The organism is uncultured Pseudacidovorax sp. (assembly GCF_913773995.1).
Taxonomy (GTDB): domain Bacteria; phylum Pseudomonadota; class Gammaproteobacteria; order Burkholderiales; family Burkholderiaceae_C; genus Xenophilus.
The window spans coordinates 69,162-95,497 of sequence record NZ_CAJYES010000090.1 but is presented as its reverse complement, the minus strand read 5'-3'; the positions used below and the strand labels follow the sequence as shown (position 1 = coordinate 95,497).

28 protein-coding genes are annotated in these 26,336 nt (G+C 66.7%); 18 read left to right on the top strand and 10 right to left on the bottom strand.

Annotated features, from left to right (window positions below; translation table 11 throughout):
- From QZ772_RS08125 to QZ772_RS08115, 3 genes are all read left to right on the top strand, one after another.
- A partial coding sequence (locus tag QZ772_RS08125) for an ABC transporter ATP-binding protein (protein ID WP_295524548.1) occupies positions 1–647 on the top strand: 647 nt, incomplete at its 5' end.
- Positions 648–655: 8 nt separating this feature from the next.
- A complete protein-coding gene (locus QZ772_RS08120; RefSeq protein ID WP_295524557.1) occupies positions 656–1,360 on the top strand; it encodes an ABC transporter ATP-binding protein in 705 nt (234 codons plus the stop codon).
- 162 nt (positions 1,361–1,522) lie between these two features.
- Positions 1,523–1,876: an H-NS histone family protein gene (locus tag QZ772_RS08115; RefSeq protein WP_295524547.1), complete on the top strand. Its 354-nt coding sequence runs from the start codon at positions 1,523–1,525 to the stop codon at positions 1,874–1,876.
- 83 nt (positions 1,877–1,959) lie between these two features.
- On the opposite strand, the gene QZ772_RS08110 is transcribed toward QZ772_RS08115, so the two are convergent.
- Complete coding sequence (locus tag QZ772_RS08110) at positions 1,960–2,949, bottom strand: NADPH:quinone oxidoreductase family protein (protein WP_295524546.1); 990 nt, start codon at positions 2,947–2,949, stop codon at positions 1,960–1,962.
- Positions 2,950–3,066: 117 nt separating this feature from the next.
- Between QZ772_RS08110 and surE the strand changes: the two genes are divergently transcribed.
- Genes surE through rlmD form a run of 4 tightly spaced genes read left to right on the top strand, consistent with a single transcriptional unit; the run spans position 3,067 to position 7,157 of the window.
- On the top strand, positions 3,067–3,831 hold the full coding sequence (surE, locus tag QZ772_RS08105) for a 5'/3'-nucleotidase SurE (protein WP_295524545.1): 765 nt from the start codon (positions 3,067–3,069) through the stop codon (positions 3,829–3,831).
- Between the two features lie 23 nt (positions 3,832–3,854).
- Positions 3,855–4,658, top strand: a complete 804-nt coding sequence (locus QZ772_RS08100) for a protein-L-isoaspartate(D-aspartate) O-methyltransferase (protein ID WP_295524544.1) — start codon at positions 3,855–3,857, stop codon at positions 4,656–4,658.
- 11 nt (positions 4,659–4,669) lie between these two features.
- Positions 4,670–5,563 (top strand): peptidoglycan DD-metalloendopeptidase family protein, encoded by an 894-nt coding sequence (locus tag QZ772_RS08095; RefSeq protein ID WP_295524543.1) that lies wholly within the window; start codon positions 4,670–4,672, stop codon positions 5,561–5,563.
- 49 nt (positions 5,564–5,612) lie between these two features.
- The gene (gene rlmD / locus QZ772_RS08090; protein ID WP_295524542.1) at positions 5,613–7,157 is read left to right on the top strand and encodes a 23S rRNA (uracil(1939)-C(5))-methyltransferase RlmD; all 1,545 of its coding nucleotides are present in this window, start codon (positions 5,613–5,615) and stop codon (positions 7,155–7,157) included.
- A 105-nt stretch (positions 7,158–7,262) separates the two neighbouring features.
- Here rlmD and ltrA read toward each other — a convergent pair whose 3' ends face one another.
- Both ltrA and QZ772_RS08080 read right to left on the bottom strand, forming a co-directional pair.
- Positions 7,263–8,648, bottom strand: a complete 1,386-nt coding sequence (gene ltrA / locus QZ772_RS08085; RefSeq protein WP_295524541.1) for a group II intron reverse transcriptase/maturase — start codon at positions 8,646–8,648, stop codon at positions 7,263–7,265.
- A 456-nt stretch (positions 8,649–9,104) separates the two neighbouring features.
- The gene (locus QZ772_RS08080; RefSeq protein ID WP_295524540.1) at positions 9,105–9,806 is read right to left on the bottom strand and encodes a Bax inhibitor-1/YccA family protein; all 702 of its coding nucleotides are present in this window, start codon (positions 9,804–9,806) and stop codon (positions 9,105–9,107) included.
- 177 nt (positions 9,807–9,983) lie between these two features.
- Between QZ772_RS08080 and QZ772_RS08075 the strand changes: the two genes are divergently transcribed.
- The gene (locus tag QZ772_RS08075; RefSeq protein ID WP_114802402.1) at positions 9,984–10,391 is read left to right on the top strand and encodes a heme-binding protein; all 408 of its coding nucleotides are present in this window, start codon (positions 9,984–9,986) and stop codon (positions 10,389–10,391) included.
- Positions 10,392–10,595: 204 nt separating this feature from the next.
- Here the strand turns inward: QZ772_RS08075 and QZ772_RS08070 are convergent, their stop codons facing one another.
- The 6 genes from QZ772_RS08070 to bfr form a co-directional block, all read right to left on the bottom strand.
- Positions 10,596–10,811: a hemin uptake protein HemP gene (locus tag QZ772_RS08070; protein ID WP_295524539.1), complete on the bottom strand. Its 216-nt coding sequence runs from the start codon at positions 10,809–10,811 to the stop codon at positions 10,596–10,598.
- A 239-nt stretch (positions 10,812–11,050) separates the two neighbouring features.
- Positions 11,051–11,464, bottom strand: coding sequence for a biopolymer transporter ExbD (locus tag QZ772_RS08065; protein ID WP_017758513.1), 414 nt, complete (start codon positions 11,462–11,464; stop codon positions 11,051–11,053).
- Positions 11,465–11,468: 4 nt separating this feature from the next.
- Positions 11,469–12,185: a MotA/TolQ/ExbB proton channel family protein gene (locus QZ772_RS08060; RefSeq protein ID WP_295524538.1), complete on the bottom strand. Its 717-nt coding sequence runs from the start codon at positions 12,183–12,185 to the stop codon at positions 11,469–11,471.
- A 19-nt stretch (positions 12,186–12,204) separates the two neighbouring features.
- Positions 12,205–12,921, bottom strand: coding sequence for a TonB family protein (locus QZ772_RS08055; RefSeq protein ID WP_366510556.1), 717 nt, complete (start codon positions 12,919–12,921; stop codon positions 12,205–12,207).
- Positions 12,922–13,024: 103 nt separating this feature from the next.
- Positions 13,025–13,297, bottom strand: coding sequence for a (2Fe-2S)-binding protein (locus QZ772_RS08050; RefSeq protein ID WP_295524536.1), 273 nt, complete (start codon positions 13,295–13,297; stop codon positions 13,025–13,027).
- A gap of 186 nt (positions 13,298–13,483) precedes the next feature.
- Positions 13,484–13,960: a bacterioferritin gene (bfr, locus tag QZ772_RS08045; RefSeq protein WP_295524534.1), complete on the bottom strand. Its 477-nt coding sequence runs from the start codon at positions 13,958–13,960 to the stop codon at positions 13,484–13,486.
- A 251-nt stretch (positions 13,961–14,211) separates the two neighbouring features.
- On the opposite strand from bfr, the gene ahpC reads away from it, so the two are divergent.
- The 9 genes from ahpC to QZ772_RS08000 all read left to right on the top strand — a co-directional run bounded on the left by ahpC (position 14,212) and on the right by QZ772_RS08000 (position 24,073).
- Positions 14,212–14,775, top strand: coding sequence for an alkyl hydroperoxide reductase subunit C (ahpC, locus tag QZ772_RS08040; RefSeq protein ID WP_017762080.1), 564 nt, complete (start codon positions 14,212–14,214; stop codon positions 14,773–14,775).
- Positions 14,776–15,029: 254 nt separating this feature from the next.
- Entirely contained in the window at positions 15,030–16,592 is a 1,563-nt protein-coding gene (gene ahpF / locus QZ772_RS08035; protein WP_295524533.1) for an alkyl hydroperoxide reductase subunit F, read from the top strand.
- A gap of 138 nt (positions 16,593–16,730) precedes the next feature.
- Complete coding sequence (locus tag QZ772_RS08030) at positions 16,731–17,828, top strand: BMP family ABC transporter substrate-binding protein (RefSeq protein ID WP_295524532.1); 1,098 nt, start codon at positions 16,731–16,733, stop codon at positions 17,826–17,828.
- Positions 17,829–17,957: 129 nt separating this feature from the next.
- Positions 17,958–19,244, top strand: coding sequence for a guanine deaminase (gene guaD, locus QZ772_RS08025; RefSeq protein WP_295524530.1), 1,287 nt, complete (start codon positions 17,958–17,960; stop codon positions 19,242–19,244).
- A gap of 78 nt (positions 19,245–19,322) precedes the next feature.
- Positions 19,323–19,889, top strand: coding sequence for a dCTP deaminase (gene dcd, locus QZ772_RS08020; RefSeq protein WP_295524529.1), 567 nt, complete (start codon positions 19,323–19,325; stop codon positions 19,887–19,889).
- A 167-nt stretch (positions 19,890–20,056) separates the two neighbouring features.
- On the top strand, positions 20,057–20,323 hold the full coding sequence (locus QZ772_RS08015; RefSeq protein ID WP_295524528.1) for a hypothetical protein: 267 nt from the start codon (positions 20,057–20,059) through the stop codon (positions 20,321–20,323).
- Between the two features lie 58 nt (positions 20,324–20,381).
- Positions 20,382–21,254, top strand: a complete 873-nt coding sequence (locus tag QZ772_RS08010; protein WP_295524527.1) for a neutral zinc metallopeptidase — start codon at positions 20,382–20,384, stop codon at positions 21,252–21,254.
- An 81-nt stretch (positions 21,255–21,335) separates the two neighbouring features.
- Entirely contained in the window at positions 21,336–22,808 is a 1,473-nt protein-coding gene (locus QZ772_RS08005) for a DEAD/DEAH box helicase (RefSeq protein ID WP_295524526.1), read from the top strand.
- A gap of 128 nt (positions 22,809–22,936) precedes the next feature.
- Complete coding sequence (locus QZ772_RS08000) at positions 22,937–24,073, top strand: aminotransferase class V-fold PLP-dependent enzyme (protein ID WP_295524525.1); 1,137 nt, start codon at positions 22,937–22,939, stop codon at positions 24,071–24,073.
- 31 nt (positions 24,074–24,104) lie between these two features.
- Here the strand turns inward: QZ772_RS08000 and QZ772_RS07995 are convergent, their stop codons facing one another.
- Positions 24,105–24,947: a symmetrical bis(5'-nucleosyl)-tetraphosphatase gene (locus QZ772_RS07995; RefSeq protein WP_295524524.1), complete on the bottom strand. Its 843-nt coding sequence runs from the start codon at positions 24,945–24,947 to the stop codon at positions 24,105–24,107.
- Positions 24,948–24,973: 26 nt separating this feature from the next.
- On the opposite strand from QZ772_RS07995, the gene QZ772_RS07990 reads away from it, so the two are divergent.
- Positions 24,974–26,272, top strand: coding sequence for a hemolysin family protein (locus tag QZ772_RS07990; protein WP_295524523.1), 1,299 nt, complete (start codon positions 24,974–24,976; stop codon positions 26,270–26,272).
- Positions 26,273–26,336 lie beyond the last annotated feature (64 nt).

Below are 26,336 nucleotides of genomic sequence, written 5' to 3'. Positions count from 1 at the left end.
GCCCCAATGGCGCCGGCAAGACCACGCTCATCAACCAGCTCACCGGCGTGCTCACGCCCAGCGAAGGCCGCATCCGCCTGCTGGGCGAGGACATCACCCGGCTGGCGCCGCATCGGCGCGTGGCGCGCGGGCTGGTGCGCACCTTCCAGATCAACCAGCTCTTCGACAGCATGACGCCGCTGCAGACGCTGGCGCTGGTGGTGGCGCAGCACCGCGGGCAGGGCGCTCGCTGGTGGCAGCCGCTGGGCCGCGATGCGGCGGTGGCCGAGCGGGCCGGCGAGCTGCTGACCCAGTTCCACCTCGCGGACGTGGCCCATGTGGAGGTGCGCCATCTGGCCTACGGCAAACGCCGTCTGCTCGAGATCGCCATCGCGCTGGCCTGCGAGCCGAAGGTGCTGCTGCTGGACGAGCCGGTCGCCGGCGTGCCCGCCGGCGAGCGCGAGGAGCTGCTGCAGACCGTGGCCGCACTGCCGGCCGATGTCTCCGTCCTGCTGATCGAACACGACATGGATCTCGTCTTCAGCTTTGCCCGCCGCATGACGGTGCTGGTCAACGGCGCTCTGCTCACGGAGGGAACGCCCGAGGAGATCGCGGCCGACCCGCGGGTGCGCGAGGTCTACCTGGGCCAGACGGAGGTGCACGCATGAGTGGCACGATGAACGCGCTGTTGCAGATCGAGGGCCTCAGCGCCGGCTACGGCGAGGCGGTGGTGCTCAACGATGTCTCGCTGTCGCTGGGGGAAGGCGAGACGCTGGCCCTGCTGGGCCGCAACGGCACCGGCAAGACCACGCTGATCAACACCCTGGCCGGCGCCACGCGCCAGCATGGCGGACGCATCCTGCTGGGCGGCCAGCCGCTGCACACGCTGCCGGCTTACCGCCGGGCCGCCGCCGGCATCGGCTGGGTGCCGCAGGAGCGCAACATCTTCAAGTCGCTCACCGTGCACGAGAACCTCACGGCGGTGGCGCGCCCTGGCCGCTGGACGCCGGCGCGCGTGTACGAGATGTTTCCCCGCCTGGCGGAGCGCAAGGGAAACCTGGGCACGCAGCTGTCGGGCGGCGAGCAGCAGATGCTGGCCGTGGGCCGTGCCCTGGTGCTCAACCCGCGCCTGGTTCTGCTGGACGAGCCGCTGGAAGGCCTGGCGCCGATCATCGTGGAGGAATTGCTGCGCGCCATCCGCCGGCTGACCCGCGATGAAGGATTGACCGCCATCATCGTGGAACAGCATCCGCAGGCCATTCTGGCGATTTCGGACCGGGCGGCGGTGCTGGACCACGGTTCGGTCGTACATCGCGGCGCTGCGGCTGAATTGCTGGCGCAGCCCGCCTTGCTGGATCGTCTGTTGGGATTGGCCCGCTGAGAAGGTCAATGGCGGCGCGATGCCGTCGGCATTCGTTATTGACACGCGAATACCCTTGTAGTCCGGGGGTATTCATTTGTCATGCGCCGGCCACGGCTTGCGGCGTTCAATTCTTGAATTAGAATTGCGCCCACTGCTTTCTCAATACAAAGGAATCGAGCAATGGCAACTTTGGCAGAGATCACCGCGCAGATCCAGCAGCGGGACCAGGAAATCGCGGAATTGCGCCGTCAGGCCGAGGAGCTGCGCAGCCATGAGCGCGCCGGCGTGATCGAAGAACTGCGCAAGAAGATCGCCGAATACGGGATTACCGCTGCGGACCTCAAGCTGAATGGTCGCGGTGCCGGTGCTGGCACCAAGCGCAGCGTTTCGGCTGCTCCGGCCAAGGCGGCGGCGGTCGTCAAATACCGCAGCCCCACGGGCGAAACCTGGTCGGGTGGCCGTGGTCGCAAGCCCCGTTGGGTGACCGAGGCGCTGGCGGCTGGCAAATCGCTGGAAGAGTTCGAGGTCAAATAATCAATACACAGCTGCACTTGCTGTAGCATGAACAAACAAAAATCCCGCGCATTGCGCGGGATTTTTGTTGACGGGTACACGCCCTACGAGTTCACCATCACCAGCTTGCCTTTGACCCCTCGCGAGCCCATGTGGGCGTAGGCCGCCTTCAGCTCGCTCATGGGCATCGTGCGGTCGATCACCGGCTTGATCTTGCCTTGGGCATACCAGGTCGCCAGCTCCTGCATCATGCTGGCGTTCGCCTTCGGCTCCCGTCGCGCGAAGTCCCCCCAGAACACGCCGACCAGCGACGCGCCTTTCAGCAGCGTGAGATTCAGTGGCAGTGACGGAATGGGGCCGGAGGCGAATCCGACCACCAGATAGCGGCCACGCCAGGCGATCGAGCGAAATGCGGGTTCCGCGAAATCGCCCCCCACCGGGTCGTAAATCACGTCGGGGCCCTTGCCATCGGTGGCGTCTTTGATCGCGTCACGCAGACCTTGTGGCACCGCATGCTTGCTGTAATTGATCGTCGCATCCGCGCCGACGCTTTTACAGAGTTCGCATTTCTCGTCGGTGGACGCTGCCGCGATCACGCGTGCGCCTGCGGCCTTGGCGATCTGGATCGCGGAAGTTCCGACGCCTCCAGCCGCGCCGAGGACCAGCACGGTTTCACCCGCCTTGAGTGCCGCACGATCGATCAGTGCATGCCACGACGTCGCATAGATCATGATGAAAGCGGCCGCATCCACCATGTCGAATTGCGGCGCCAGGGGCATGCACGTGGCCGCGGGCGCCAGCGTATGCGTGCCGAAGCCGCCGGTGCCTGAAAGACAGGCAATGGGCTGGCCGACCTTCAGGTGGGTCACGCCTTCGCCGACGGCCTGCACAATGCCCGCATATTCCGAACCAGGCACGAAGGGCAGCTTCGGCTTCATCTGGTATTTGTTCTGCACGATCAGCAGGTCGGGAAAGTTCAGGCTGGCCGCCTTGATTTCCACCAGCACTTCACCCGGACCGGGTTCCGGGGTGGGTAATTCCTTCCAGATCAGCGCATCGACGCCCACCGGGTTTTCGCAAAGCCATGCGTGCATGGAATCAGTCTCCGTCGTCATTGAGTCGCAGGCATGATAGGGGGCCGCCTCGCGGCGTTCTTGTCTCTGCGGCGACCCCCTTTCCGAGGGACTTCGCCTCCTAAAATCCCGCCGCCCATGAAGATCCTCATCTCCAATGACGATGGTTACCAGGCCCCCGGCATCGTCGCCCTGCACGACGCGCTGCGCGAGGTGGCCGATGTCGAGGTCATCGCCCCCGAGCACAACAACAGTGCCAAGTCCAACGCCCTGACCCTGGCGGCGCCGTTGTACGTGCACCGTGCCCACAACGGCTTTCGCTACGTCACAGGCACCCCGGCCGACTGCGTCCACATCGCGCTCAAGGGATTGCTTGATTACCGGCCAGACCTGGTCGTCTCCGGCATCAACAACGGCGCCAACATGGGCGACGACACCATCTACTCGGGAACCGTCGGTGCGGCCATGGAAGCCTACCTGTTCGGCATCCCGGCGATCGCCTTCTCGCAGACCGAAAAGGGTTGGGCCCACATCGACGCCGCCGCCCAGGCCGCCCGGCGGCTGGTGGAGCGCATCCAGCGCGAGCGCATGCACGAGCAGCCGGCGTGGCTGCTGAATGTCAACATTCCCAACCTGCCGGCCGAGTCGCTCAAGCCCATCAAGATCTGCCGCCTGGGCCGCCGTCATGCGGCCGAGAAGGTCATCACGCAGCAGAGCCCCCGCGGTGAGACCATGTACTGGATCGCTGGCGCAGGCGGCGCCAAGGACAGTGGTGAAGGCACCGATTTCCACGCGACCGCCGCTGGCCATGTGGCGGTCACGCCGCTGCAGATCGACCTGACCGACCACGCCAGCCTGGACGAGTGGCGCGAGGCCGTGCGCCGGCTCGACGCCAGCGACTGAGCCGGACCGACGCAGGAGTCCCGGTGCCGCAGCCTCCACGTTCCCGCCCCACCTTTCCGGTCACCCTTCAGCGCCCGTCCGTCCCGGCAGCGCCTGCACCGAGCCGGACCAGGGCCGCTGCCTCTGCGCCCCCGTCCCCGCCGCCGCTCAGTGCCACGCCCTCGATGGCCTCGGAAGCCGTACGCCAGCGCATGGTGCAGCGGCTGGCGGCGCAACAGGGCATTGCCGATGAGCGTGTTCTTCGCGCAATGGGCGCCGTGGCGCGCCATGCCTTCGTCGATGGCGCGCTGGCGGCGCAGGCTTATGAGGACACGAGCCTGCCCATCGGGCTGGGTCAAACCATCTCCAAGCCAAGTGTCGTGGCGCGGATGATCGAGCTGCTGCTGGCGGCTCCCGCACTGGCCGACCAGCCGCAGGGCCGACTGGGGCGGGTGCTGGAGATCGGCACCGGCTGTGGCTACCAGGCGGCGGTATTGAGCCATGTCGCCAAGGAGGTCTACAGCATCGAGCGGCTGCGCGGCCTGCACGAGAAGGCGCGCGCCAACCTGCGGCCCCTGCGGTTGGCGACAGTGCATCTGCTGCTCGGCGACGGCATGCAGGGATACCCGGCGGGCGCACCCTATGCCGGCATCATCGCTGCTGCAGGGGGGGCCGACCTGCCTGCGACCTGGCTCGACCAGCTGGCCCCGGGAGGACGCATCGTTGCTCCAGTACAGTCTGGAAATGCGGGCCAAGCACTTGTCATCATTGACAAAACGAACACGGGTGTCGAGCGCCGGTTTCTTGAGGCCGTCAACTTCGTGCCTTTAAAATCGGGAATTGCATGAAGGAAAGACATATGCAGGGTTCTGGTCGCTGGCACAGGCTGGCTTGGGTAAGCGCTGCGGTGACCTGCGTCGTGTTGGCAGGCTGCGCCTCTTCGCGCGGGCCGGCGCCGGTGGAGGATCGCGCCCCTGGGGGTACCACGGGCACGGCGCTCCCGCCGGCCTCCTCGGGGCTCCCCACCACGGACGCCAACGGCAAGCCGCTGCCGGGCATCGAAAACCTCGGCAAGCCCGGCTATTACGCCGTTCGGCCGGGAGACACCGTGCGGCGCATTGCGCTGGATACCGGGCAGAGCTGGCGCGACATCGTCCGCTGGAACAACCTCGAGAACCCCGATCGCATCGAGGTCGGCCAGGTGCTGCGGGTCGTGCCGCCCGTCGCGGGTGGTGCACCTGCTGCGACGGCCCCTGTCGCCGGCGCCACGACGCCGCCGCCGGCTGCGGCTGCGAGCGCGCCTGTGCCTCCGGCTGCGAACGCCGCGGGCGCGACGCCCCCCGCCAAGACCGCCGGCAACCCTCCGGCCGCCAGCGGCGAGGATGATCTGGGTTGGATCTGGCCTGCCCAGGGCGCGCTGATCGCGGGTTTCGACGACGCCAAGAACAAGGGTCTGGACATCGCCGGCCGCGCGGGCGACCCGGTGCTCGCGGCGGCCGATGGCAAGGTGGTGTACGCCGGTGCCGGCCTGCGCGGCTACGGCAACCTGATCATCCTGAAGCACAACAACACCTTCCTCACCGCCTATGCCCACAACCAGACGCTGCTGGTCAAGGAAGACCAGTCCGTCCAGAAGGGCCAGAAGATCGCCGAGATGGGCAACAGCGACGCTGACCGCGTGAAGCTGCACTTCGAGATCCGTCGCCAGGGCAAGCCTGTGGATCCCTCGCGCTACCTGCCGGCCAGGCCCTGAGCGTGCTGCGCTGGCCGTCCGGATTCGGACGGCCGGCGACAATCGGGGGATGATGGATTCCCTCGACAACAAGGACACGCTCCCCACGTCCCTCGCTTCTGCCGACGCCACTCGCCCCGCTGGCGCTTCGGCCACCTCTTCCTCTCCCCTCGACCTTCCCGCGGCTTCCGGCCGCCCGGCCCCCGTCGCCAGCGCGGCGCTCGAGCCGGGCTGGCTGGCGGTCGAGTCGCTCGATCTGGAGGCTCAGGGCGTCGCCCGACGCGAAGATGGCAAGGTCGTCTTCATCGATGGTGCCCTGCCCGGCGAGGTGGTACGGGTCAACGTGCACCGCAAGAAGAACAACTGGGAGCAGGGCCAGCTCACCGACATCCGGCGCGAGTCGCCGCTGCGCGTGAAACCCGGCTGTCCGCACTTCGGCCTGCATGCAGGAGCCTGCGGAGGCTGCAAGATGCAGCACCTGCATGCCTCGGCCCAGGTCGCCGTGAAGCAGCGCGCCCTCGAAGACAACCTGTGGCACCTGGGCAAGGTGCGGCCCGATACGCTGCTGCGCCCGATCGAGGGCCCGGCCTGGCACTACCGCTACCGTGCCCGCCTGTCGGTGCGCTACGTGCAGAAAAAAGGCACGACGCTGATCGGCTTTCATGAGCGAAAGAGCCGCTACGTCGCCGACATGGAAATGTGCCCCGTGCTGCCGAAGACCGTGAGCGACATGCTCATGCCGCTGCGCGCCCTGATCGATTCCATGGATGCGCGCCTGACCTGTCCGCAGATCGAGGTGGCCTGTGGCGATGCCTCCGGAACCACGCAACTGGGGGTGATCGCCCTGGTGCTGCGGCACCTGGAGCCGCTGAGCGAGCCCGATCTCGGTCGCCTGCGTGCCTTTGCCGCCGCCCACCCTGGCGTGCAGTGGTGGCTGCAACCCAAGGGGCCTGACACCGTGCGCCTGATGGACGAGGGCGTCCCTGCTTTGGCCTACGAACTGCCCGAATTCGGCATCACCATGCCCTTCCGGCCCACCGACTTCACCCAGGTCAATCCCCATATCAACCGGGTGCTCGTGACTCGCGCCCTGCGCCTGCTCGACGTTCAGCCCGGGGAGCGCGTGATCGACTGGTTCTGCGGCCTGGGCAATTTCACCTTGCCGCTGGCCACCCAGGCGCGAGAGGTGCTGGGCATCGAAGGCAGCGAGACGCTTGTGGCCCGGGCCCGCGACAACGCAGCGGCCAATCGGCACGTTGCCGTACGGCCCTGGGGTAAGACGGACTTCGTCGCCCGCAACCTGTTCGAGATGACACCGGAGATGCTGGTGGCCGATGGCCGTTCCGACCGCTGGCTGGTCGATCCGCCGCGTGAGGGGGCATTTGCGCTCGTCAAGGCGCTGGCCGATCTGCATCAGCAGCCTGAGTTGCGCAAGGGTGGCTGGCTACCGCCGAAGCGCATCGTCTATGTGAGCTGCAATCCTGCCACGCTGGCGCGGGACGCAGGACTGCTCGTGCATCAGGGTGGCTACCGCTGCAGCTTCGCCGGCGCGGTGAACATGTTTCCGCACACCGCGCACGTCGAGTCGATCGCGGTCTTCGACCTGGCGGAGTGAGCGCCGTCCATCGTCCAATCGGGATAGGGGTCCGTCATTGTCGACGGAGCCCCTCCCACACCACCCGGCATGCGGGTCCGCACCGGGCGGTTCGAGCGCTTGAGGTCATGAGAGACGGGGCAAGCCCAGCCGGTCGAACCAGGAGATCGTGATAGCGGTGTTCAGCGCCTTGGCACTGTTGCGCCACCAGCGACGGCTGTTGGCCGCCACCTGTCGCGCAACGCGAGGCGTCGCCCCCAGCGCCAGCAGTTCGCGATACATCGTCGTGCCCCGCCTCCACTGCTTGAGCTGCAAGGCCCTGAGTCGGTGGCGCAGCCATTCGTCCAGCACGCGCCAGACCTTGGGGGTCTGCGCCAGTGCGAAGTACCCCTTGCAGCCCAGCAGGTAGGGCGTGAGCCCTTGCACCGTCTGCGCCATGCTGCGCCCGTTGGAGCGCCCCGTGAGTTGCCGCATACGCCTCTTGAAGTCGCCCAGGGCCTCCTGAGCCACTGCGTATTTCACTTCTCCTGCCTTGGCCATCCACAGCTCGTAGCCCAGGAACTTGCGCCCCAGGGCGCTGCTCACCGCACTTTTGGCTTCGTTGATCTGAAGCTTCAGCCGGCCGTACAGCTTTCTGAGCCATGCCATCACCCGCTCGCCTGCCTTGTTGCTGCCCACGTAGACGTTGCAGTCGTCGGCATACCGCGCGAAGCTGTAGCCCCGCGCCTCCAGTGCCTTGTCCACTTCGTCGAGCAGCACGTTGGCCAGCAACGGGCTCAGGGGCCCGCCTTGCGGCGTGCCTCGGTCTCGCTCCACCTTGACCCCGCCGTCCATGATGCCGGCATCCAGGTACGCACGGATCAGCCGCAGCACGGCTGTGTCCGCGATGCGTCTGCCGAGCCGCTCCATCAGGATGTCGTGGTTGACCCGGTCGAAGAATTTCGCCAGGTCCACGTCCACCACCACGCGCTTGCCGGATTGGACGTACGCTCGCGCGGCCTTCACCGCATCGTGCGCACGCCTGCCCGGGCGGAACCCATGGCTGTGGTCGCTGAAGGTGGGGTCGATCAGCGGTTGCAGCACCTGCAGCAGTGCCTGCTGGATCAGTCGATCCGTCACCGTCGGGATGCCCAGCTCGCGCTGGCTGCCGTCGGATTTAGGGATCGTGACCCTGCGCACCGGCTGTGGCCGGTACTTACCTGACAGCAACTCCTGGCGGATTTGCAGCCACGTCGTTTGCAGCAGACGGTGGGTCTGCTCGATGTCGAGCCCGTCCACGCCGGCCGCGCCCTTGTTGGACTTGACCCGCTTCCATGCGGCTTGCAGGTTCTCTCTCGTCAGCGCCGCCTCCAGCAGGGTGCCAGCCCCTGTCATCGGCATCGCCGACCCTGTGCCCTGGTGTTGCCGGGACGGGCCGCAAGCTTCGTCGCTGGCAGGCTGCCGGGCGGCTTCACCGCACGCGCTGCCCACCCGCCCGCATCGCTGCGGCATCTGACGCATGGCCTTCGACATTCCCGCAATCCTCGGTCACTCGCTCTCGTTCGGTCCTTTGCCTCTCGCTGGCGGCTTCGGCGGCCCCGCTACCCGGCTACTACGACCTCTGCTGACTTCTCGCTCCGGCACCGCCGTCGCCCTTTCAGGCGCAAGGCGAGATCTCCCCAGGTAAGAACGCACTCCTTCGCTGCACAACCGCCGGATTTACACCGCCTCGCCTTGATCACGAGAGCTTCGTGGCTCTTTGCCCACTCGCCCTGCTCGGCACTGCCTTCTATCCGGTTCTTGTTCATCGGCTCGCAGCTTCGCTCCACGCTTCCTCCCCACACTCGGTCGCCCTCGTGCAGTTGCGCTTCACTTCGTTCGTCGTGATCAACTTACGGCGGGACTTGCGCCCGCAAGAGTGCGCCCATGCTGGGCGCACAAAGCAAAGGGGCCCGAGGGCCCCTTTCTGCTGCACTGCGCTACGCGGCGTCAATCGCGCTCGCCGCCAAAGATGCCCAGAAGGGCCAGCAGGCTCTGGAACACGTTGAACACGTCCAGGTAAAGCGCGAGCGTCGCGCTGATGTAGTTGGTCTCGCCGCCGTCGATGATCTGCTTCAGGTCGTACAGCATGTAGGCCGAGAAGATGCCGATCGCTGCGACCGAGATCGCCATCATGCCGGCGCTGGAGCCGATGAAGACGTTGATGATCGAGCCCACGAAGAGCACCAGCACGCCCACGAACAGGAACTTGCCCATGCCGCTCAGGTCGCGCTTGATCACCGTGGCGAGCGAGGCCATCACGAAGAACACGCCGGCCGTGCCGGCGAAGGCGGTCATTACCAGCTCGGAGCCGTTCTTGAAGCCCAGCACCATCGCGATCAGGCGGGACAGCATCAGGCCCATGAAGAAGGTGAAGCCCAGCAGCACCGGCACGCCGGCGGCGGAATTCTTGGTCTTCTCGATGGCAAACATGAAGCCGAAGGCACCTGCCAGGAAGACTACGAGGCCGAGGCCGCCGGTGAGCGCAGCCGTGATGCCGGTGGCCACGCCCAGCCACGCGCCCAGCACGGTGGGCACCATGCTCAGTGCGAGCAGCCAGTAGGTATTGCGCAGAACGCGGTGGCGCTCTGCCTGGGGCAGCACCTGACCGTAGCCGGCCGGTGTGTCGAAGGTGGGGGCTCTGTCGTTCATGGCAAAACTCCTGAAAGGGTTGAGGGGACTGCTTGACGGGCAGTTGCAGGTCATTCTAGGAAAGATCAAGGGCCGCGCCGGCATATCCGGATGGCGCGTCGCCCTTTGGAACCATGGGGTTTTGGCTGCAGACAAGGGTGCGCGACACACGGAACGCATCCTGTATTCTTCGCCCCCATGAAGACCAAGCACTTTCTCGAACTCGAAGACGTCAAGAAGATCGCCGCCGCTGCCGAAGCGGAGGCCGTCAAGAATCAGTGGGCCGTGACCATCGCGATCTGCGACGACGGCGGCCATCTGCTGTGGCTCCAGCGCCTGGATGGCGCCGCGCCCGTGTCGGCGCACATCGGCCCGGCCAAGGCGCGCACGGCCGCGCTCGGTCGTCGCGAGAGCAAGGTCTATGAAGACATCATCAACGGTGGTCGCACCGCCTTCCTGTCGGCGCCCACGGTGGACGGACTGCTCGAAGGCGGCGTGCCGATCGTCAAGGACGGCCAGGTGATCGGCGCGGTGGGCGTCAGTGGGGTGAAGTCCAACGAGGACGCGCAGATCGCCAAGGCAGGCATCGCGGCCATCGGCCTGTAACAAAGACGCCGGGCGGCCGTCGCCGCCTGCCAATGAAAAGCGCCCCGTCGGTCATACCGACGGGGCGCTTTCGTCTGGACGTCAAGACGCGTTCAGCGCAAAAAAAGGCGTGGCTGGTCGAACACTGGCTGGCCAAAAAACGACCCTTGGAGAGTCAGATCTCCTCGAGTCGCCCCACGATGAACGGTCGGGGCAGGGGCTGCATCACTTGGTGAGGATGAGCTTGCCGAGCTTGGTGGCCTGCAGGCGATAGAGCGCGCCGTTGTGCAGGATGCCAATGGTCTTCTGGCCCTTGAGCAGTTCACTGCTCTGCAGGAGTTGTGCCGGGGAGAGTGTGCCCTGTGTCGAAGCGCCGCTTCCGCCCTGGTCGAGCGAAGGATGGCTGAGCACTTTCTGTGAATGCGAGGAGTGGGCTTGCACGGTGTGGTCCTTTCGAATCGGATCGGTGAAGCAGATGAGCAAATGATAACTATTCGCAATCTTAAAATCAATCGTCGCCATCAGTTTTTTTGGGAGGGAATGCTCATGTCTGCCGACCGAGCCCGATGCGTTTCTGTGTCCGTCGGCCGTGGCATCGCCTTTGCCAACGTGCCAAAGAAAAAGCCGGCTGTCGCCGGCTCGTAGGGGATAGGTGCGCGCTCAGAACGCCTTCGAGACGGCTATTGGGGTGTCGGATCCGTGATGAAACCGATCTTGCGCACGCCGGCCTTCTGGGCTGCGGCCATCGCCGTGGCTACACGCTCGTAGCGCACGTCCTTGTCGCCGCGGATGTGCAATTCGGGCTGCGGATCGCGCGCGCCTTCGGCCGCCAGGCGCGACACCATCGTCGCGTCGTCGATCTTCTCCTGGTTCCAGAAGTAGCTGCCATCGGCGGCCACGCTCAGCTGGATGGTCTGCGGCTTGGTTTCCTCGCGCTCGTTGGTGGCACGCGGCAGGTCGATGTTCACGGCATGCTTCATCACCGGCACCGTGATGATGAAGATGATGAGCAGTACCAGCATGACGTCCACCAGGGGCGTCATGTTGATCTCGTTCATGACGTCGTCGGCTTCGTCCTGGGTTCCGAAGGCCATGGCATCAGCCCTTCTTCAGCGGGAGGATGGTGGCGGCTTCGCCATTGGCATGCACCCGGCCGCCGGTCACGAAGTAGGCATGCAGGTCGTGGGCGAAGCTGTTGAGCTTGTTCAGCACGAACTTGTTGCCGCGCACCAGCGCGTTGTAGCCCAGCACGGCTGGAATGGCCACGGCCAGCCCGAGCGCCGTCATGATCAGCGCCTCGCCGATCGGGCCGGCCACCTTGTCGATGGTGGCCTGGCCCGCGGTGCCGATGCCCAGCAGCGCGTGGTAGATCCCCCAGACGGTGCCGAACAGGCCGATGAAGGGCGCCGTGGAGCCCACCGACGCCAGGATGGCCAGGCCGCCCTGCAGGCGCGCTGTGAATTCGTCGATGGCATTGCGCAGGCAGCGCGTGATCCAGTCGCTCACGTCGAGCGCGTCGTGAAGGTGCGCCTTGGTATTGCGATGGTGGGCGGCGGCCTCGCGGCCTTCGAGCGCGAGTACGCGGAAGGGGTTGCTGTCGTCCTTGCCCAGCTTGTCCAGCGCCGCGGCGAAATCCTCGCTGTGCCAGAAGTTGCCGGACTGCCGTGCCATGCGCTTGTAGCGCACGATGTCGATCGCCTTGACGAGGATGACGATCCACGATGCGAGGGACATGCCCAGCAGCAGCAGGGCCACGGCCTTGGTGACGAAGTCGCCCTGCGTCCAGACGTGCATCAGGCCAAATTGGGAATCCATAAATACTCCAGCGAAAAGATCAGTTCAGGACGAAGTTGAAGGGGGCCCGCAACAGATAGACGGTCTGGGCGTCGCCCCCGCCCAGTTGCCGGAAGGGGGTGACCTGCGCGCTCATGGCCGCATTGAGCGCAGCCTGGTCCAGCCGCTCGTAGCCGCTGGACTTGGCGATCTCGGCGCGCTTGGCCGTGCCGTCGGCGTTGAAATAGACGGCCACCACCACCGTGCCCGTCTCGCCCAGCTTGCGGCTTATGGTCGGGTAGGTCACGCGCGGTTCGCGAACGTAGGTGGTCTGTCCCTGGCTGATCTCGACCAGCCGAGGCGCCGGCGGTGCGACCGGTGCGGGCGGCGCGACCGGGGCGGCGGGTGCCGGCGGTGCGGGAGGCATGGGCGCGGGGGCGGTGACCGGTGGTGGCTCCACCACGCCGGTGGGTGCATTGGGCGCCGGCACGGGCTTGGGCTCCCGGATCGCAACCGGCCGCGGCGGCGGCTTGGGTGCCTGCTTCTGCGGCGGAGCGGGCGGCGGCGGGGGTGGCGGGGGTGGTGGAGCCGGCCTAGGGGGCTCGATGATCTGCGCCAGGATCTCCACCGGCACGATCACTTCGGCGGCCTTGCGGATGAGCCCGCTCTGCAGCGCCCACAGCGCCGCGGCATGGAAGAGCACTACGCCACCGACGATCAACGTCGTGCGGGAGACGCCGAGGGGAGAAGAAGGAGGAGATGAAAAGCGGCTCGACACGGTCAACCCAGAAACACAGCCCGGCCTGGATGCAGGGCCGGTGAGCGTAGATCAGAAAAGGGGATCTAGCGGCGCAGGACCCACCAGACCGAGCCGGCGAAGATCAGGCTGCCGACAAGGGCGGCGACGAATTCCATGCTTTGCTCTCCGTGATGGCAGTGGCAAGCTGGATCGCGCGGGGTTCGATGTCGCTGTGGAGAGCGGCAACCGGATGCGACGCACTGCATTGCGCCACCACGTCGCGGGCACAGGTTTCGCAGCGGCCGCACTGGGTGGCCACGCCGAGTTCGAATTGGATCTCGTCGAAACTCATGCCTGCACGGGCATGCCGCACGATCTCGCGGTCCGACACTCGGCGGCATACACAGACGATCATGGCGGTGGCTGCAGTTGGCTGGCTGTGAAGAAGAAGTGCGAAGATTATAAATACGAATTTCTCGCATTCGCAATTTCTATCCGCGCTTGCAACAGGGTTGGCCCACCAAGGCGCCAAAAACGAAGGGCCCCGATGGGGCCCTTTCTGAGGTAGCGTCGGTTTCGGGGCACCGCGCCGCTGAGCGGCTCAGTCGGCGTCGCCCATCTGCGACTGCAGATAGTTCTGCAGGCCCACCTTGCCGACCAGATCGATCTGCGTCTCCAGGAAGTCGATCTGCTCTTCCGTGTCTTCGAGGATGTCCTCCAGCAGGTCGCGCGAGACGAAGTCGCGAACCGATTCGCTGTAGGCGATGCCCGCCTTGAGCGTGGATTGCGCGCCCTGCTCGGTGCGCAGATCGCAGTCGAGGATCTCGGGCACGTCCTCGCCCACGTTGAGCTTGCCCAGGTCCTGGAGGTTGGGCAGGCCATCCAGCATGAAGATACGGTCCATCAGCTTGTCCGCGTGCTTCATCGCTTCGATGGATTCGGAATATTCCTTCTTCGCCAGCCTGTCGAAGCCCCAATGCTTGAGCATCCGGTAGTGGAGGAAGTATTGGTTGATGGCGGTCAGCTCGATCTTGAGCTGGGCCTGGAGATGATCGATGACTTGGGGATCGCCTTGCATGTTCTCGTCCTCGGACCGGAGGGTCCCGAAGCGGCGGATTGTGCGGGCGCACCCCAGTGCCCACAAGCCAAAACCCGCCCGCTCTGGTCTGCATGCGTTTGATCGTGAGAGGCGTTCGTATCGATCGGGGCGCGCCACCCACTTCCCATAGCCACCGGATTCCTGATTGATAGTGTTTATCTATCAATTTCCTGTAGCTCATGCATATACTAGAGCCTCGCAAGTTTTTTCGACCTCAAGAGGAACCGCACATGTCCGTGATCAACACCGAAATCAAGCCCTTCAAGGCCACCGCTTACAAGGATGGCAAGTTCGTCGACATCTCCAGCGACGACATCAAGGGCAAGTGGGCCGTCTTCTTCTTCTACCCGGCCGACTTCACCTTCGTCTGCCCGACCGAGCTGGGCGACGTGGCCGACCACTATGCCGAGTTCCAGAAGCTGGGCGTGGAGATCTACTCGGTCTCGACCGACACCCACTTCACCCACAAGGCCTGGCACGACTCGTCCGAGACCATCGGCAAGATCAAGTACACGATGATCGGCGACCCCACGCTGGCCATCAGCCGCAACTTCGAAGTGCTGCGTGAAGACCAGGGCCTGGCCAACCGCGGCACCTTCATCGTCGACCCGCAAGGCGTGATCCAGGCCCTGGAAATCACCGCTGAAGGCATCGGCCGTGACGCGAAGGATCTGCTGCGCAAGGTCAAGGCCGCCCAGTACGTGGCCTCGCATCCTGGTGAAGTCTGCCCCGCCAAGTGGGAAGAAGGCGCCGCCACCCTGAAGCCTTCCTTCGACCTGGTCGGCAAGATCTGAGCATGCCCTTCGCCCGGCTGGCGTCAGGCGCCGCGCACCGTGTCCGGTCCCTTGAGAAAGGGTGGACGGCGCACGCCTGAACCTGCCTGCCGGGTGGCTGCGCAGCAGCTGCCCCCGAGCCCGGGGCACCGACGTGACCCGGGCTTTTTTTATTGCCGGCCCGTCCCTAGATGTTGGAGACGAGCCCGTGCCGCCGGGCCAGCGCCCCGAGGCCCATCTCCCATTGAAGAACCGAACGCCTGAAAGACACCACCATGCTTGACGCCGCCACCAAAGCCCAGCTTTCCAGCTACCTGGAGCGCATTTCCCAGCCCATCGAGATCGTGGCTGCGCTGGACGACTCGCCGGCGTCGGGACAGACGCGCGAGTTGCTCCAGGACATCGCAACGACCTCGAAGCTGGTCACGGTGATCGACCGCGCCGAGAGCAACGACCGCAAGCCCTCTTTCTCGATCAACAAGCCCGGCCAGACTGACGGCCCGCGCTTCGCTGGCCTGCCGATGGGCCACGAATTCACCTCGCTCATCCTGGCCATGCTGCAGCAGGGCGGCTATCCGCCCAAGGTCGAGCAGGCCATCCTCGACCAGATCAAGCAGATCGACGGCGACTTCGAGTTCGAGGTCTACGTCTCCCTGACCTGCCACAACTGCCCGGACGTGGTGCAGGCGCTGAACCTGATGGCGGTGCAGAACCCCCGCATCAAGACCACCATGATCGAAGGCGGCACCTTCCAGAAGGAAATCGAGGACCGCCAGATCATGGGCGTGCCCACGGTCTTCATGAACGGCCAGATGTTCGGCTCGGGTCGCATGAGTCTGGAAGAGATCCTGGCCAAGATCGACACCAGCGGCGTCGAGCGCGAGGCCAAGAAGCTCAGCGCCAAGGAGGCCTTCGACGTGCTGATCGTCGGCGGTGGCCCGGCTGGCGCTGCGGCCGCGGTGTACGCGGCCCGCAAGGGCATCCGCACCGGCGTGGCGGCCGAGCGTTTCGGCGGTCAGGTGCTGGACACGCTGGGCATCGAAAACTTCATTTCCGTCAAGGAGACGCAAGGCCCGCATTTCGCGCTGGCGCTGGACGAGCATGTCCGTCATTACGACGTGGACGTGATGAACCTGCAGCGTGCATCGGCGCTGGTGCCGGGCAATGACCTGATCGAAGTGCGCATGGAAAGCGGCGCCACGCTCAAGGCCAAGACCGTGATCCTGTCGACGGGCGCGCGCTGGCGCAACATCAACGTGCCGGGTGAGCAGGAGTTCAAGAACAAGGGCGTGGCCTACTGCCCGCACTGCGACGGCCCGCTGTTCAAGGGCAAGCGCGTGGCGGTGATCGGCGGCGGCAACTCCGGCGTCGAGGCGGCCATCGACCTGGCCGGCATCGTCGGCCACGTCACGCTGATCGAGTTCGACACCCAGTTGCGCGCCGATGCCGTGCTCCAGCGCAAGCTCACCAGCCTGCCCAACGTGACGGTGCTGACCAACGCGCAGACCACGTCGATCACCGGCACCGACAAGGTGAATGGCCTGACCTACAAGGACCGCGCGACCGGCGAGGAGCAGCGCGTGGACCTGGAAGGCGTGTTCATCCAGATCGGCCTGGTGCCCAACACCGACTGGCTCATGGGCACGGTCGAGCTGTCGCGCCATGGCGAGATCATCGTGGACGCCAAGGGCCAGACCTCGGTGCCGGGGGTGTTCGCTGCGGGCGACTGCACCACGGTGCCGTACAAGCAGATCATCATTGCCGCGGGCGAGGGCGCGAAGGCAGCGCTCAGCGCCTTCGATCACCTGATCCGCACCAGCGCGCCCGTGGCCGCCTGAGCGCAGGCGGCGAGCCCGAGGCGGGTGCTGCGGAGCCCGCCCGCCGGGGCAAGAATCGGTCGCTCATTACAATCCGCCCGCCGCGCAGCCGCCCCGCTGCGCGGCGTTTTCGTTTCTGGGGCCATGTCGAGGAACACCATGTACAAAAACCTCGCAGCCGCGCTCGCGGCCGCCTGCTGTTTTCTTTCTTCTCCCTTCAGCCATGCCCAGCCGGCGCCATCGCAGGCGCCGCTGAAGATCGGCATCGTCTACGTCGCACCGCTGGGCGACGCCGGCTGGGTGCACCAGCATGAGCTGGGCCGCCAGGCCGTCGAGGCGGCGCTGCCCGGCAAGGTGAAGACCACCTATGTCGAGAACGTGGCCGAAGGGCCCGACGCCGAGCGGGTGATCCGCGATCTGGCACGCCAGGGCAACCAGCTCATCATCACGCCCAGCTTCGGCTACATGGCGCCGACGATGCGCGTGGCGCGCGAGTTTCCGCAGGTGCGTTTCGAGTCCATCACCGGCTATCAGCGTGCCGAGAACGTGGCGACGGCCAATGCGCGCTATTACGAAGGCCGTTACCTGGCTGGCGTGGCGGCAGGTCGCATGAGCAAGTCGCACGTCGCGGGCTATGTGGCCGGATTCCCGATTCCCGAGGTGCTGCAGGGAATCAATGCCTTCACGCTCGGCATGCGTTCGGTCGACCCTGCCGCGCAGGTCAAGGTCGTGTGGCTCAACCAGTGGTTCGATCCGGCGCTGGAGCGCGACGCCGCCATGCGGCTGATGGACCAGGGCGCGGATGTGCTGGCCTTCCACACCGGCTCCACCGCCGTTATGAAAGCGGCGCAGGACCGTGGCCGGATGGCAGTGGCCTACCACTCCGACATGCGCCAGGTGGCGCCCGATGCGCAGATCGTCGCCGTCACACATCGCTGGGGCGACTACTACGTGCAGCGCGCCAAGGCGTTGCTCGATGGCAATTGGAAGAGCACCGACACCTGGGGCGGCGTCAAGGACGGGATGATCCGTGTCGGCGACTTCGGTCCCAAGGTGCCCAAGGCGGTGCAGGACGAGGTGCTGGCGCGCCAGCAGGACATCGCGGCCGGCCGGCTGCTGCCCTTCCGTGCCGTGGCGGCCGATGTGCGCGACAACCAGGGACGTGTGGTGATCGCCCGCGGCCAGGCACTGGACGACGGCCAGATCCTCAAGATGAACTGGCTCGTCGAGGGCGTGCAGGGCCGCATCGAGCCCTGACTTGCGCTGCCGCGCGGCATATAGCCGCTATAAGCCGAGCGGCAGCCGGGGCACTTCGGCTTCCAGTACGCTCCGTCGAAGTCCCTGCCGCGGCTGGCGCCGCAGCGTCCTTCCCCCGATCCCCGAACGATGAAAAAAGCCTACCGCGCCTCGCTGCTGCGTTTCGACGACGCCGGCCGACCCCTGTTCGACACCGACGGCCTCCTGGTCGTCGCTCCCGATGACCAGGGCCGCGAGCGCGTGGTCGACGCCGGCAGCCATGGCGCGGTGCAGCCTCGCCATCCTGACGTCGAGCCCGAGCATCTGCCGGGCCGCATCCTGGCGCCAGGCTTCGTGGACATGCACATCCACTTTCCGCAGACGGACATCATCGGCGCGCCCGCCGATGGCCTGCTGCCCTGGCTGGAGAACTACACCTTCCCGGCCGAAACCCGTTTCGCCGAGCCTGCCCATTCCGCCGAGGTGGCCGAGGTCTTCCTGGACGAGCTCCTGCGCCATGGCGTGACCACCGCGCTCACCTTCGCGACCTCGCATCCGGCCTCCGTCGATGCGCTGTTCTCGGCCGCGCGGCGCCGGCAGATGCGCCTGATCACCGGCAAGGTGCTGCAGGACCGCCATTCGCCCGACGGCGTGCGCGACTACACCGAACGCAGCCTGGCCGACACCGAAGACCTGATCCGCCGCTGGCATGGTGTGGACCGGCTCGGCTACGCCATCACGCCCCGCTTCGCGCCGACCAGCACCGAGGCCCAGTTGCGCGGCGCGGGCGAACTGGCGGCCCGTTACGGCGACACCTGGATCCAGTCGCACGTGGCCGAGAACAAGGACGAGGTGAAGTGGGCACGCGAACTGTTTCCGGCCTCGCGTTCGTACCTCGGCATCTACGACGACTTCGGCCTGATGCGCGAGCGCGCGGTGTACGCCCACTGCATCCATTTCGACGACGACGACCGTCAGCTGATGCGCACCACCCGCACGGCAGCCGCCGTCAGCCCGACCAGCAACCTGTTCCTTGGCAGCGGCTTCTTCGATTTCGAGGGTGCACAGCGGGTGGACTATCTGCACGGGTTCGCCAGCGACGTGGGGGCCGGCACCAGCTTCAGCCCCTTCCACACCATGCTGGCCGCCTATTACGTCGGTCGCGAAGGGCAGACCAAGCCGGGCCAGAGCCTGGCGCCCTCGCGCCTATGGTGGCTGCACACCGCGGGCGCTGCGCAGGCGCTCGGTCTGGCGGGCATCATCGGCAACCTGCAGCCGGGCTGCGAGGCCGACTTCCTGGTGCTGAACCCGGCAGCGACGCCCCTTCTGGCGCGCAAGTCGGCCCACGCGGCCTCGCTGGAGGAACTCCTCTTCGCCCTGATCGTGCTCGGTGACGACCGGGTGGTCGAGCGTACGATGATCGGCCGGGCCGGCTGAGGTTCACCCGGGCATGCGTGCCACAATGCGGGCCCTCTTTTCCGACGCGTGCCCCGGCACGCCAGCGCGAGTCTTCCCATGAGCATCAAGAGCGACCAATGGATCCGGCGCATGGCCGAGCAGCACGGCATGATCGAGCCTTTCGAGCCCGGCCAGGTGCGCCAGCAGGACGGTCGCAAGCTCATCAGCTACGGCACCAGCAGCTACGGCTACGACATCCGCTGCGCGCCTGAATTCAAGGTCTTCACCAACATCCACAGCACGGTGGTGGACCCGAAAAACTTCGACGAAAAGAGCTTCGTCGACATCGAGGCCGACGTCTGCATCATCCCGCCCAACAGTTTCGCGCTGGCGCGCACGGTGGAGTACTTCCGCATTCCCCGCAACGTGCTGACGATCTGCCTGGGCAAGAGCACCTACGCCCGCTGCGGGATCATCGTCAACGTGACGCCCTTCGAGCCGGAATGGGAAGGCTACGTGACGCTGGAGTTCTCCAACACCACGCCGCTGCCGGCCAAGATCTACGCGGGCGAGGGCTGCGCGCAGGTGCTGTTCTTCGAAAGCGACGAGGTCTGCGAGGTCAGCTACAAGGACCGCGGCGGCAAGTACCAGGGGCAGCACGGCGTGACGCTGCCCAAGGCCTGAGCGCGGTCCTGACGCCGGCCCCCAGGGCTGATGGGTCGTTGCCCGGCGCGGCTGACAGCCGTCGCTTGGCGCCGCCTACAAGCACCTGAGTAGCCCACCGCCATGCCTCAAACTGCTCGGTAGAGATGCTCCGGCACCGGCACGGATGGACCGTGCAGGAGCCGCCGATGCATCAACACCTCGCCCCCCGTACTTCCTTCCTTTCGCCCTTCCAGTGGCTGCTCGTCGGTTCGCTCGCCGTAGTGGCGCTGTTCCTTCTGGCGGCGATCTACCAGGTGGCGCGTGGCCAGGTGCAGGCCGCCCAACTGCGTGATGCACAGGCGCGGATCGCGGTCCAGACCGCCGAAGAGGCCCGCGTCCAGCGGGCCCGGCTGACCGCCGCCTTCGAGCAGCCCGCGGGCATACAGTCCGTGAGCTATACCCTCGCCCGCTGACGACAACGCGGCGCATCGTCGCGCTGCTGGCCGGTCGGGGTGATTCGAAAGGAATGCGATGCGCTGGGAAGGCAACGAACAATCGGACAACGTCGAAGACCGCCGCGGCATGGGTGGCGGTGGCGGATTTCCCATTGGCGGTCGCAGCATCGGCCTCGGCACCGTGGCCGTGGCGGTGGTGGCAGGCTGGCTGTTCGGGATCAATCCTCTCACCCTGCTCGGTTTGCTCAGTGGTGGCGGCAGCCCGGTGGTCCAGCAACAGCAGGCGCCTTCGCATGCGCCACGCAGCGATAGGGAAACCGCCTTCGTGCGGACAGTTCTGCGCAACACGGAGGTGGTCTGGAGCGAGGTGTTCCGCGAAGGCGGTGCGCAGTACCGTCCGCCCACGCTCGTGCTCTTCGACAACAGCACGCCGACGGCCTGCGGCACCGGTCAGAGCGCCATGGGCCCCTTCTATTGCCCCGGGGACAGCAAGGTCTATATCGACCTGCACTTCTACGACACGCTGCGTGACCGGCTGGGGGCCCCCGGCGAGTTCGCTCAGGCCTACGTGATCGCCCACGAGGTCGGCCACCATGTGCAGCATCTGCTCGGCGTGACGGACAAGGTCGACGCCATGCGCCGACGCCAGAGCGAGACGCAGGCCAACGCCCTCAGCGTCCGGGTCGAACTCCAAGCCGACTGCTTCGCCGGCGTGTGGGCGCAACGCTCGCAGGAGTCCAAGCAGTGGCTGGACCCGTCGGACATCGCGTCGGCCATGAACGCCGCCGAAAAGATCGGTGACGACGCCTTGCAACGTTCGGCAGGGCGCGCGGTGGTGCCCGACAGCTTCACCCATGGCAGCAGTGCGCAGCGGCAGCGCTGGTTCATGAATGGCTACCGAAGCGGCCAAGTCAAGGCTTGCGACACCTTCAACGCGCCGACGCTCTGACGCGCGCCGGCCCGCCCGACAACGCCGTCACCCCGCTCTCACTGCCGTTTTTTGCGGCAATGCGACAATCGCGGACTTCCTATGAGTACTCTCTATTCCGACCTCGCGCTGGCGGACCCGTTGAAGCGCGCCGTGGCCGACATGGGCTACGAACACATGACGCCGATCCAGGCGCAGGCGATTCCGGTGGTGCTGTCCGGCCAGGACGTGATGGGTGCCGCCCAGACCGGCACCGGCAAGACCGCCGCTTTCTCGCTGCCTCTGCTGCATCGCCTGCTTAAGCATGAGAACGCCTCGACCTCGCCGGCCCGGCACCCGGTTCGTGCGCTGGTGCTGCTGCCCACGCGCGAACTGGCCGACCAGGTGGCCCAGCAGGTCAAGCTCTACGCCAAGTACACCCAACTGCGCAGCGCGGTGGTGTTCGGCGGCATCGACATGAAGCCGCAGACCGCCGAGCTGAAGAAGGGGGTGGAGGTGCTGGTGGCCACGCCCGGCCGGCTGCTGGACCACATCGAAGCCAAGAATGCCGTGCTGAACCAGGTCGAGTACGTGGTGCTCGACGAGGCCGACCGCATGCTCGACATCGGCTTCCTGCCCGACCTGCAGCGCATCCTGTCGTACTTGCCCAAGCAGCGCACCACGCTGCTGTTCTCGGCCACCTTCTCGCCCGAGATCAAGCGGCTGGCCTCCAGCTATTTGCAGGACCCGATCACCATCGAGGTGGCCCGGCCCAACGAGACGGCCTCCACCGTCGAGCAGGTGTTCTATGGTGTCCATGAAGACGACAAGCGGCGCGCGCTCAAGCAGATCGTTCGTCAGCGCGGCATCACCCAGGCTTTCGTTTTCGTGAACAGCAAGCTGGGCTGCGCCCGGCTGGCCCGCTCGCTGGAGCGCGAGGGCCTGCGCTGCACCGCCCTGCACGGCGACAAGAGCCAGGACGAACGCCTGAAGGCGCTGGCCGCCTTCAAGGCCGGAGAAGTCGACCTGCTGGTGTGCACCGACGTCGCGGCCCGCGGCCTGGACATCAAGGACGTGCCCGCCGTCTTCAACTACGACGTGCCCTTCAACGCCGAGGACTACGTGCACCGCATCGGTCGCACCGGCCGTGCAGGCGCCTCGGGCCTGGCCGTGAGCTTTGCCGGCGGCGGCAATGACGCCCGTCTGGTGGCCGACATCGAGAAGCTGATCAAGAAGAGGATCGAGCTGCAGCCGCTGGAGATGGACGACGAGCGTCCGCGCGGCCGCATGAACGACGGTCGCCGCCGTTGGCGCGAGGACGGCGAGACGGGCGATGCCCGCGACGCGCTCGACCGACCCCGCAGCAGCGCCCCCGCGTCGGCCGAGGGCTACCGCGCCCCGCGCCCGCAGCGCACCCACGCACCGCGTGATCCTTTCTTCGACAAGCCCTACGAGGCCGCTGGCGGTGACGAGGCACCCGCCTGGGAGCAGACCGCCAAGGCGCCGGCGCCCAAGCAGCCAGGATCGGGCAACATCCGCACCAAGCGCAAGGTGGCCGCGCTGTTCAAGTCGGCGGAGCCGCAGCAGCAGAATTGAGTGCCGCTGCGCGACCGGCCCTCGCGGGTCGGGCCGCTGCGATGGTCCCCAGGGCTGGCACGCGTGCCAGCCTTTGTTTTTCTGCCGGTCGCTGGCCGGTACCCTGCATCCACAAAAAGGAGACTCCCATGCCCGGCCTGTTGCCCCACGTCGATCCCGACGGCCTGCTCGAGTTCTCGGTCGTCTACACCGACCGCGCCCTCAACCACATGTCCAAGCGCTTCACCGGCGTGATGCAGGACATCCTGGCGACGCTGAAAGAGGTCTATCACGCGCGCACCGCGGTGCTGGTGCCGGGCAGTGGCACCTTCGGCATGGAGGCGGTGGCCCGCCAGTTCGCCAACCGCGAGAAGGTGCTGATCGTGCGCAACGGCTGGTTCAGCTACCGCTGGAGCCAGATCTTCGACGCTGGCGGCCTGGGTGGTGGCGCGGTGGTCTGCCAGGCCCGCCAGCAGGGCGAGGGGCCGCAGGCGCCCTGGGCACCCTGCCCGGCGGAAGAGGTGGCCGCCATCATCCGCGCCGAAAAGCCCAAGGTCATCTTCGCGCCGCATGTGGAGACCGCCAGCGGCATCCTGCTGCCCGACGATTACCTGCGCACCGTGAGCGCCGCTGCCCGCGAGGTGGGCGCCCTGTTCGTGCTGGACTGCGTGGCGTCCGGCGCCGTCTGGGTCGACATGCAGGCCACCGGCGTGGACGTGCTGATCAGCGCGCCCCAAAAGGGCTGGAGCGGCTCGCCCTGCTGCGCCATGGTGATGCTGGGCGAGCGCGCCCGCGAAGCCATCGATGGCACGACCAGCAGCAGCTTCTCCTGCGACCTCAAGAAGTGGATGCAGATCGCCGAGGGCTACGAGCGCGGCCAGCATGCGTATCACACCACCATGCCCACCGACGCACTGGTGCTGCTGCGCGACGTGATGAGGGAGACGCGCGACTGGGGCTTCGAAGCGGCGCGCCAGGCGCAGTTCGAACTGGGCGACAAGGTGCGTACGCTGCTCGAGTCCCGCGGCCTGCCCAGCGTGGCCGCCGAAGGCTTCAAGGCGCCGGGCGTGGTGGTGAGCTACACCACCGACCCTGGCATCCAGAGCGCGAAGAAGTTCATCGAGGCCGGCCTGCAGACCGCCTCCGGCGTGCCGCTGCAGTGTGGCGAGGGGCCGGACTTCATGACCTTCCGCATCGGGCTGTTCGGCCTGGAGAAGTGGCGCAATGTCGACCGCAGCGTGGGCCACCTGAAGGCCGGCCTGGACAAGGTGCTCGGCACGGCCTGAGCCGCCTCTGCCGCTGCGTGAGGGCGCGCGCTCAGCTCGGCGCCTGCGCCTGGGAGCAGCGCACCTCGATCCGCTCGCGCTCATCCAGTGTGGCGCCGAGGCGTACGGCCGTCAGGCAACCGCCCCATACGCAGCCTGTGTCGGTCGACAGCAGGTCCGGCCGTGAGAGCCAGCCCAGCGTCGACCAGTGGCCGAAGGCAACCACGGCCTCGGCCGTACGCCGGCCGGGCACATCGAACCAGGGCAGATAGCCCACCGGGGCCTCGGCCGCGCTGTCCTTGGCCTCGAATTCCATCGTTCCTTCCGGGCTGCAGAAGCGCAGGCGGGTGAGCGTGTTGACGATCACCCGCAGGCGCGCACTGCCCGCGAGATCGTCGGACCAGGCAGCCGGCTCGTTGCCGTACATCTCCGTGAGGAATTGGCCCAGATGCGGGCTGCGCAGTACGACCTCCAGCTCGTGCGCCCGGGCCATCGAGTCGGCCACGGTCCAGGCGGGCAGCACGCCTGCATGCACCATGAGCAGGTCGCGCCCGCCGATGCGCTCGTGCAGCGCCATCGCGCGGTGGCGTAGCCAGTCCAGCAGGGCCGCGCGATCGGGTGCGTCCAGGATGGGCGCGAGCGTGTCGCGCCGTCCGGGCTTGCGCACGCCATGGGCCACGCCGAGCAGATGAAGGTCGTGGTTGCCCAGCAGGCTGCGGGCCGCGTCGCCCAGTGCCCGCACCCGGCGCAGCACGCCCAGGGAGTCGGGGCCGCGGTTGATCAGGTCGCCGAGCAGCACCAGCCGGTCCCGGCTGGGCGAGAAGTCCAGGGTGTCGAGCAGGCGGCCCAGCGCCTCGTCGCAGCCCTGCACATCACCGATGAGATAGAGTGCCATGCCCTCATTCTCCCCTTGACCTCTCGATGGATATCCTTCTGCTGGCCTTGCTGACGACGTGCAATGCGTTGTTCGCGATGTCCGAAATGGCCCTGGCCACCTCGCGCCGAGCCCGCCTGGCGGCACTGGCGGAGACGGGCGATCCGGGGGCGGCCGCAGCGCTCAAGCTGATGGACATGCCGACGCAGTTCCTGTCGACGGTGCAGATCGGCATCACCTCCATCGGCATGCTCAGCGGCATCGTGGGCGAATCGGCCTTCGCGGGTCCGCTGGCCATCCGGATGCAGGAATGGGGGATGGGCGAAGGCCCGGCCAGCATCCTGTCCACCGCGCTGGTGGTGACCGGCATCACCTTCTTCACGATCATCTTCGGCGAGCTCGTGCCCAAGCGAATCGGCCAGCTGTATCCCGAGCCGGTGGCGCGCTGGGTGTCGCGCCCGATGCGTGCGCTGGCCAAGGGCACCAAGCCCTTCGTCTACCTGCTCTCCGGCACCACGGCGGCCACGCTGCGGCTGCTGCGCATCGATGCCACGGCGGCGCGCGCAGTGACCGAGGAGGAGATTTCCGCCAGCCTGGAGGAGGGCGTGGACGCAGGCGTCATCGAGCGTCACGAGCACCAGATGGTGCGCAACGTCTTCCACCTGGACGATCGCCGCCTGTCCTCGCTGATGGTGCCGCGCAGCGACATCGAGTGGATGCCCGCCAACCTGACGGTAGCCGAAGCCCTGCAGAAGGTGGCCGCAGCCGGCGCCATCAACCTGATGCATTCCTGGTATCCCGTCTGCCGAAATTCGCTGGACGACGTGGTGGGCGTCGTGAGCGTGGCGCAGCTGCTCAAGCTTGGGCCGTCGCACGAGGGGGCGCTGGGCACGCTGGCGCAGCCGGCGTCCTTCGTGCCGGAGACGCTGACCGGCCTGGAGCTGCTGGAGCAGTTCCGCGCCCAGGCAGGGCGGATGGTGCTGGTGGTGGACGAATACGGCGTGGTGCAGGGCCTGCTGACGCCGCGCGATCTGCTGGAGGCCATCACCGGCGAGCTGCACCCCCATGTGCCGGCGGACGCCTGGGCGATGCCTCAGGCCGACGGCAGCTGGACGCTCGATGGCCTGATGCCGGTCTCGGAGCTGCGGGCCCGGCTGGCCATCCGCGAACTGCCGGACGAGGAGCGTGGCCGCTACAACACCGTGGCCGGGCTGCTGATGTCCGTCTCGGGGCACCTGCCGGCCGTGGGCGAGCAGATCGAATGCGCAGGCTGGGGCTTCGAGGTGCTCGCGCTGGAAGGGCGGCGCATCGACCGCGTGCAAGCGCGTCCGCTGCCAGCCGCCTAGGTCCGCTGGCTTCGGCGCCTTCCTTTCAGTCGGCCGATGAAGTTGCGGGCTGCTTGGGAGGAGC

Coding starts and splice junctions, on each gene's coding strand:
- ltrA (WP_295524541.1), bottom strand. CDS start 8,648: ATGTCGAAGGCCATGCGTCAGATGCCGCAGCGATGCGGGCGGGTGGGC.
- bfr (WP_295524534.1), bottom strand. CDS start 13,960: ATGCAAGGCGATCCCCAAGTCATCGATCATCTCCAGGCCCAGCTCAAG.
- QZ772_RS08095 (WP_295524543.1), top strand. CDS start 4,670: ATGCAGGGTTCTGGTCGCTGGCACAGGCTGGCTTGGGTAAGCGCTGCG.
- QZ772_RS08075 (WP_114802402.1), top strand. CDS start 9,984: ATGAAGACCAAGCACTTTCTCGAACTCGAAGACGTCAAGAAGATCGCC.
- QZ772_RS08080 (WP_295524540.1), bottom strand. CDS start 9,806: ATGAACGACAGAGCCCCCACCTTCGACACACCGGCCGGCTACGGTCAG.
- rlmD (WP_295524542.1), top strand. CDS start 5,613: ATGATGGATTCCCTCGACAACAAGGACACGCTCCCCACGTCCCTCGCT.
- QZ772_RS07995 (WP_295524524.1), bottom strand. CDS start 24,947: ATGGCACTCTATCTCATCGGTGATGTGCAGGGCTGCGACGAGGCGCTG.
- QZ772_RS08005 (WP_295524526.1), top strand. CDS start 21,336: ATGAGTACTCTCTATTCCGACCTCGCGCTGGCGGACCCGTTGAAGCGC.
- QZ772_RS08120 (WP_295524557.1), top strand. CDS start 656: ATGAACGCGCTGTTGCAGATCGAGGGCCTCAGCGCCGGCTACGGCGAG.
- QZ772_RS07990 (WP_295524523.1), top strand. CDS start 24,974: ATGGATATCCTTCTGCTGGCCTTGCTGACGACGTGCAATGCGTTGTTC.
- QZ772_RS08060 (WP_295524538.1), bottom strand. CDS start 12,185: ATGGATTCCCAATTTGGCCTGATGCACGTCTGGACGCAGGGCGACTTC.
- QZ772_RS08000 (WP_295524525.1), top strand. CDS start 22,937: ATGCCCGGCCTGTTGCCCCACGTCGATCCCGACGGCCTGCTCGAGTTC.
- QZ772_RS08030 (WP_295524532.1), top strand. CDS start 16,731: ATGTACAAAAACCTCGCAGCCGCGCTCGCGGCCGCCTGCTGTTTTCTT.
- surE (WP_295524545.1), top strand. CDS start 3,067: ATGAAGATCCTCATCTCCAATGACGATGGTTACCAGGCCCCCGGCATC.
- QZ772_RS08050 (WP_295524536.1), bottom strand. CDS start 13,297: ATGATCGTCTGTGTATGCCGCCGAGTGTCGGACCGCGAGATCGTGCGG.
- QZ772_RS08115 (WP_295524547.1), top strand. CDS start 1,523: ATGGCAACTTTGGCAGAGATCACCGCGCAGATCCAGCAGCGGGACCAG.
- QZ772_RS08065 (WP_017758513.1), bottom strand. CDS start 11,464: ATGGCCTTCGGAACCCAGGACGAAGCCGACGACGTCATGAACGAGATC.
- guaD (WP_295524530.1), top strand. CDS start 17,958: ATGAAAAAAGCCTACCGCGCCTCGCTGCTGCGTTTCGACGACGCCGGC.
- dcd (WP_295524529.1), top strand. CDS start 19,323: ATGAGCATCAAGAGCGACCAATGGATCCGGCGCATGGCCGAGCAGCAC.
- QZ772_RS08010 (WP_295524527.1), top strand. CDS start 20,382: ATGCGCTGGGAAGGCAACGAACAATCGGACAACGTCGAAGACCGCCGC.
- QZ772_RS08015 (WP_295524528.1), top strand. CDS start 20,057: ATGCATCAACACCTCGCCCCCCGTACTTCCTTCCTTTCGCCCTTCCAG.
- ahpC (WP_017762080.1), top strand. CDS start 14,212: ATGTCCGTGATCAACACCGAAATCAAGCCCTTCAAGGCCACCGCTTAC.
- ahpF (WP_295524533.1), top strand. CDS start 15,030: ATGCTTGACGCCGCCACCAAAGCCCAGCTTTCCAGCTACCTGGAGCGC.
- QZ772_RS08110 (WP_295524546.1), bottom strand. CDS start 2,949: ATGCACGCATGGCTTTGCGAAAACCCGGTGGGCGTCGATGCGCTGATC.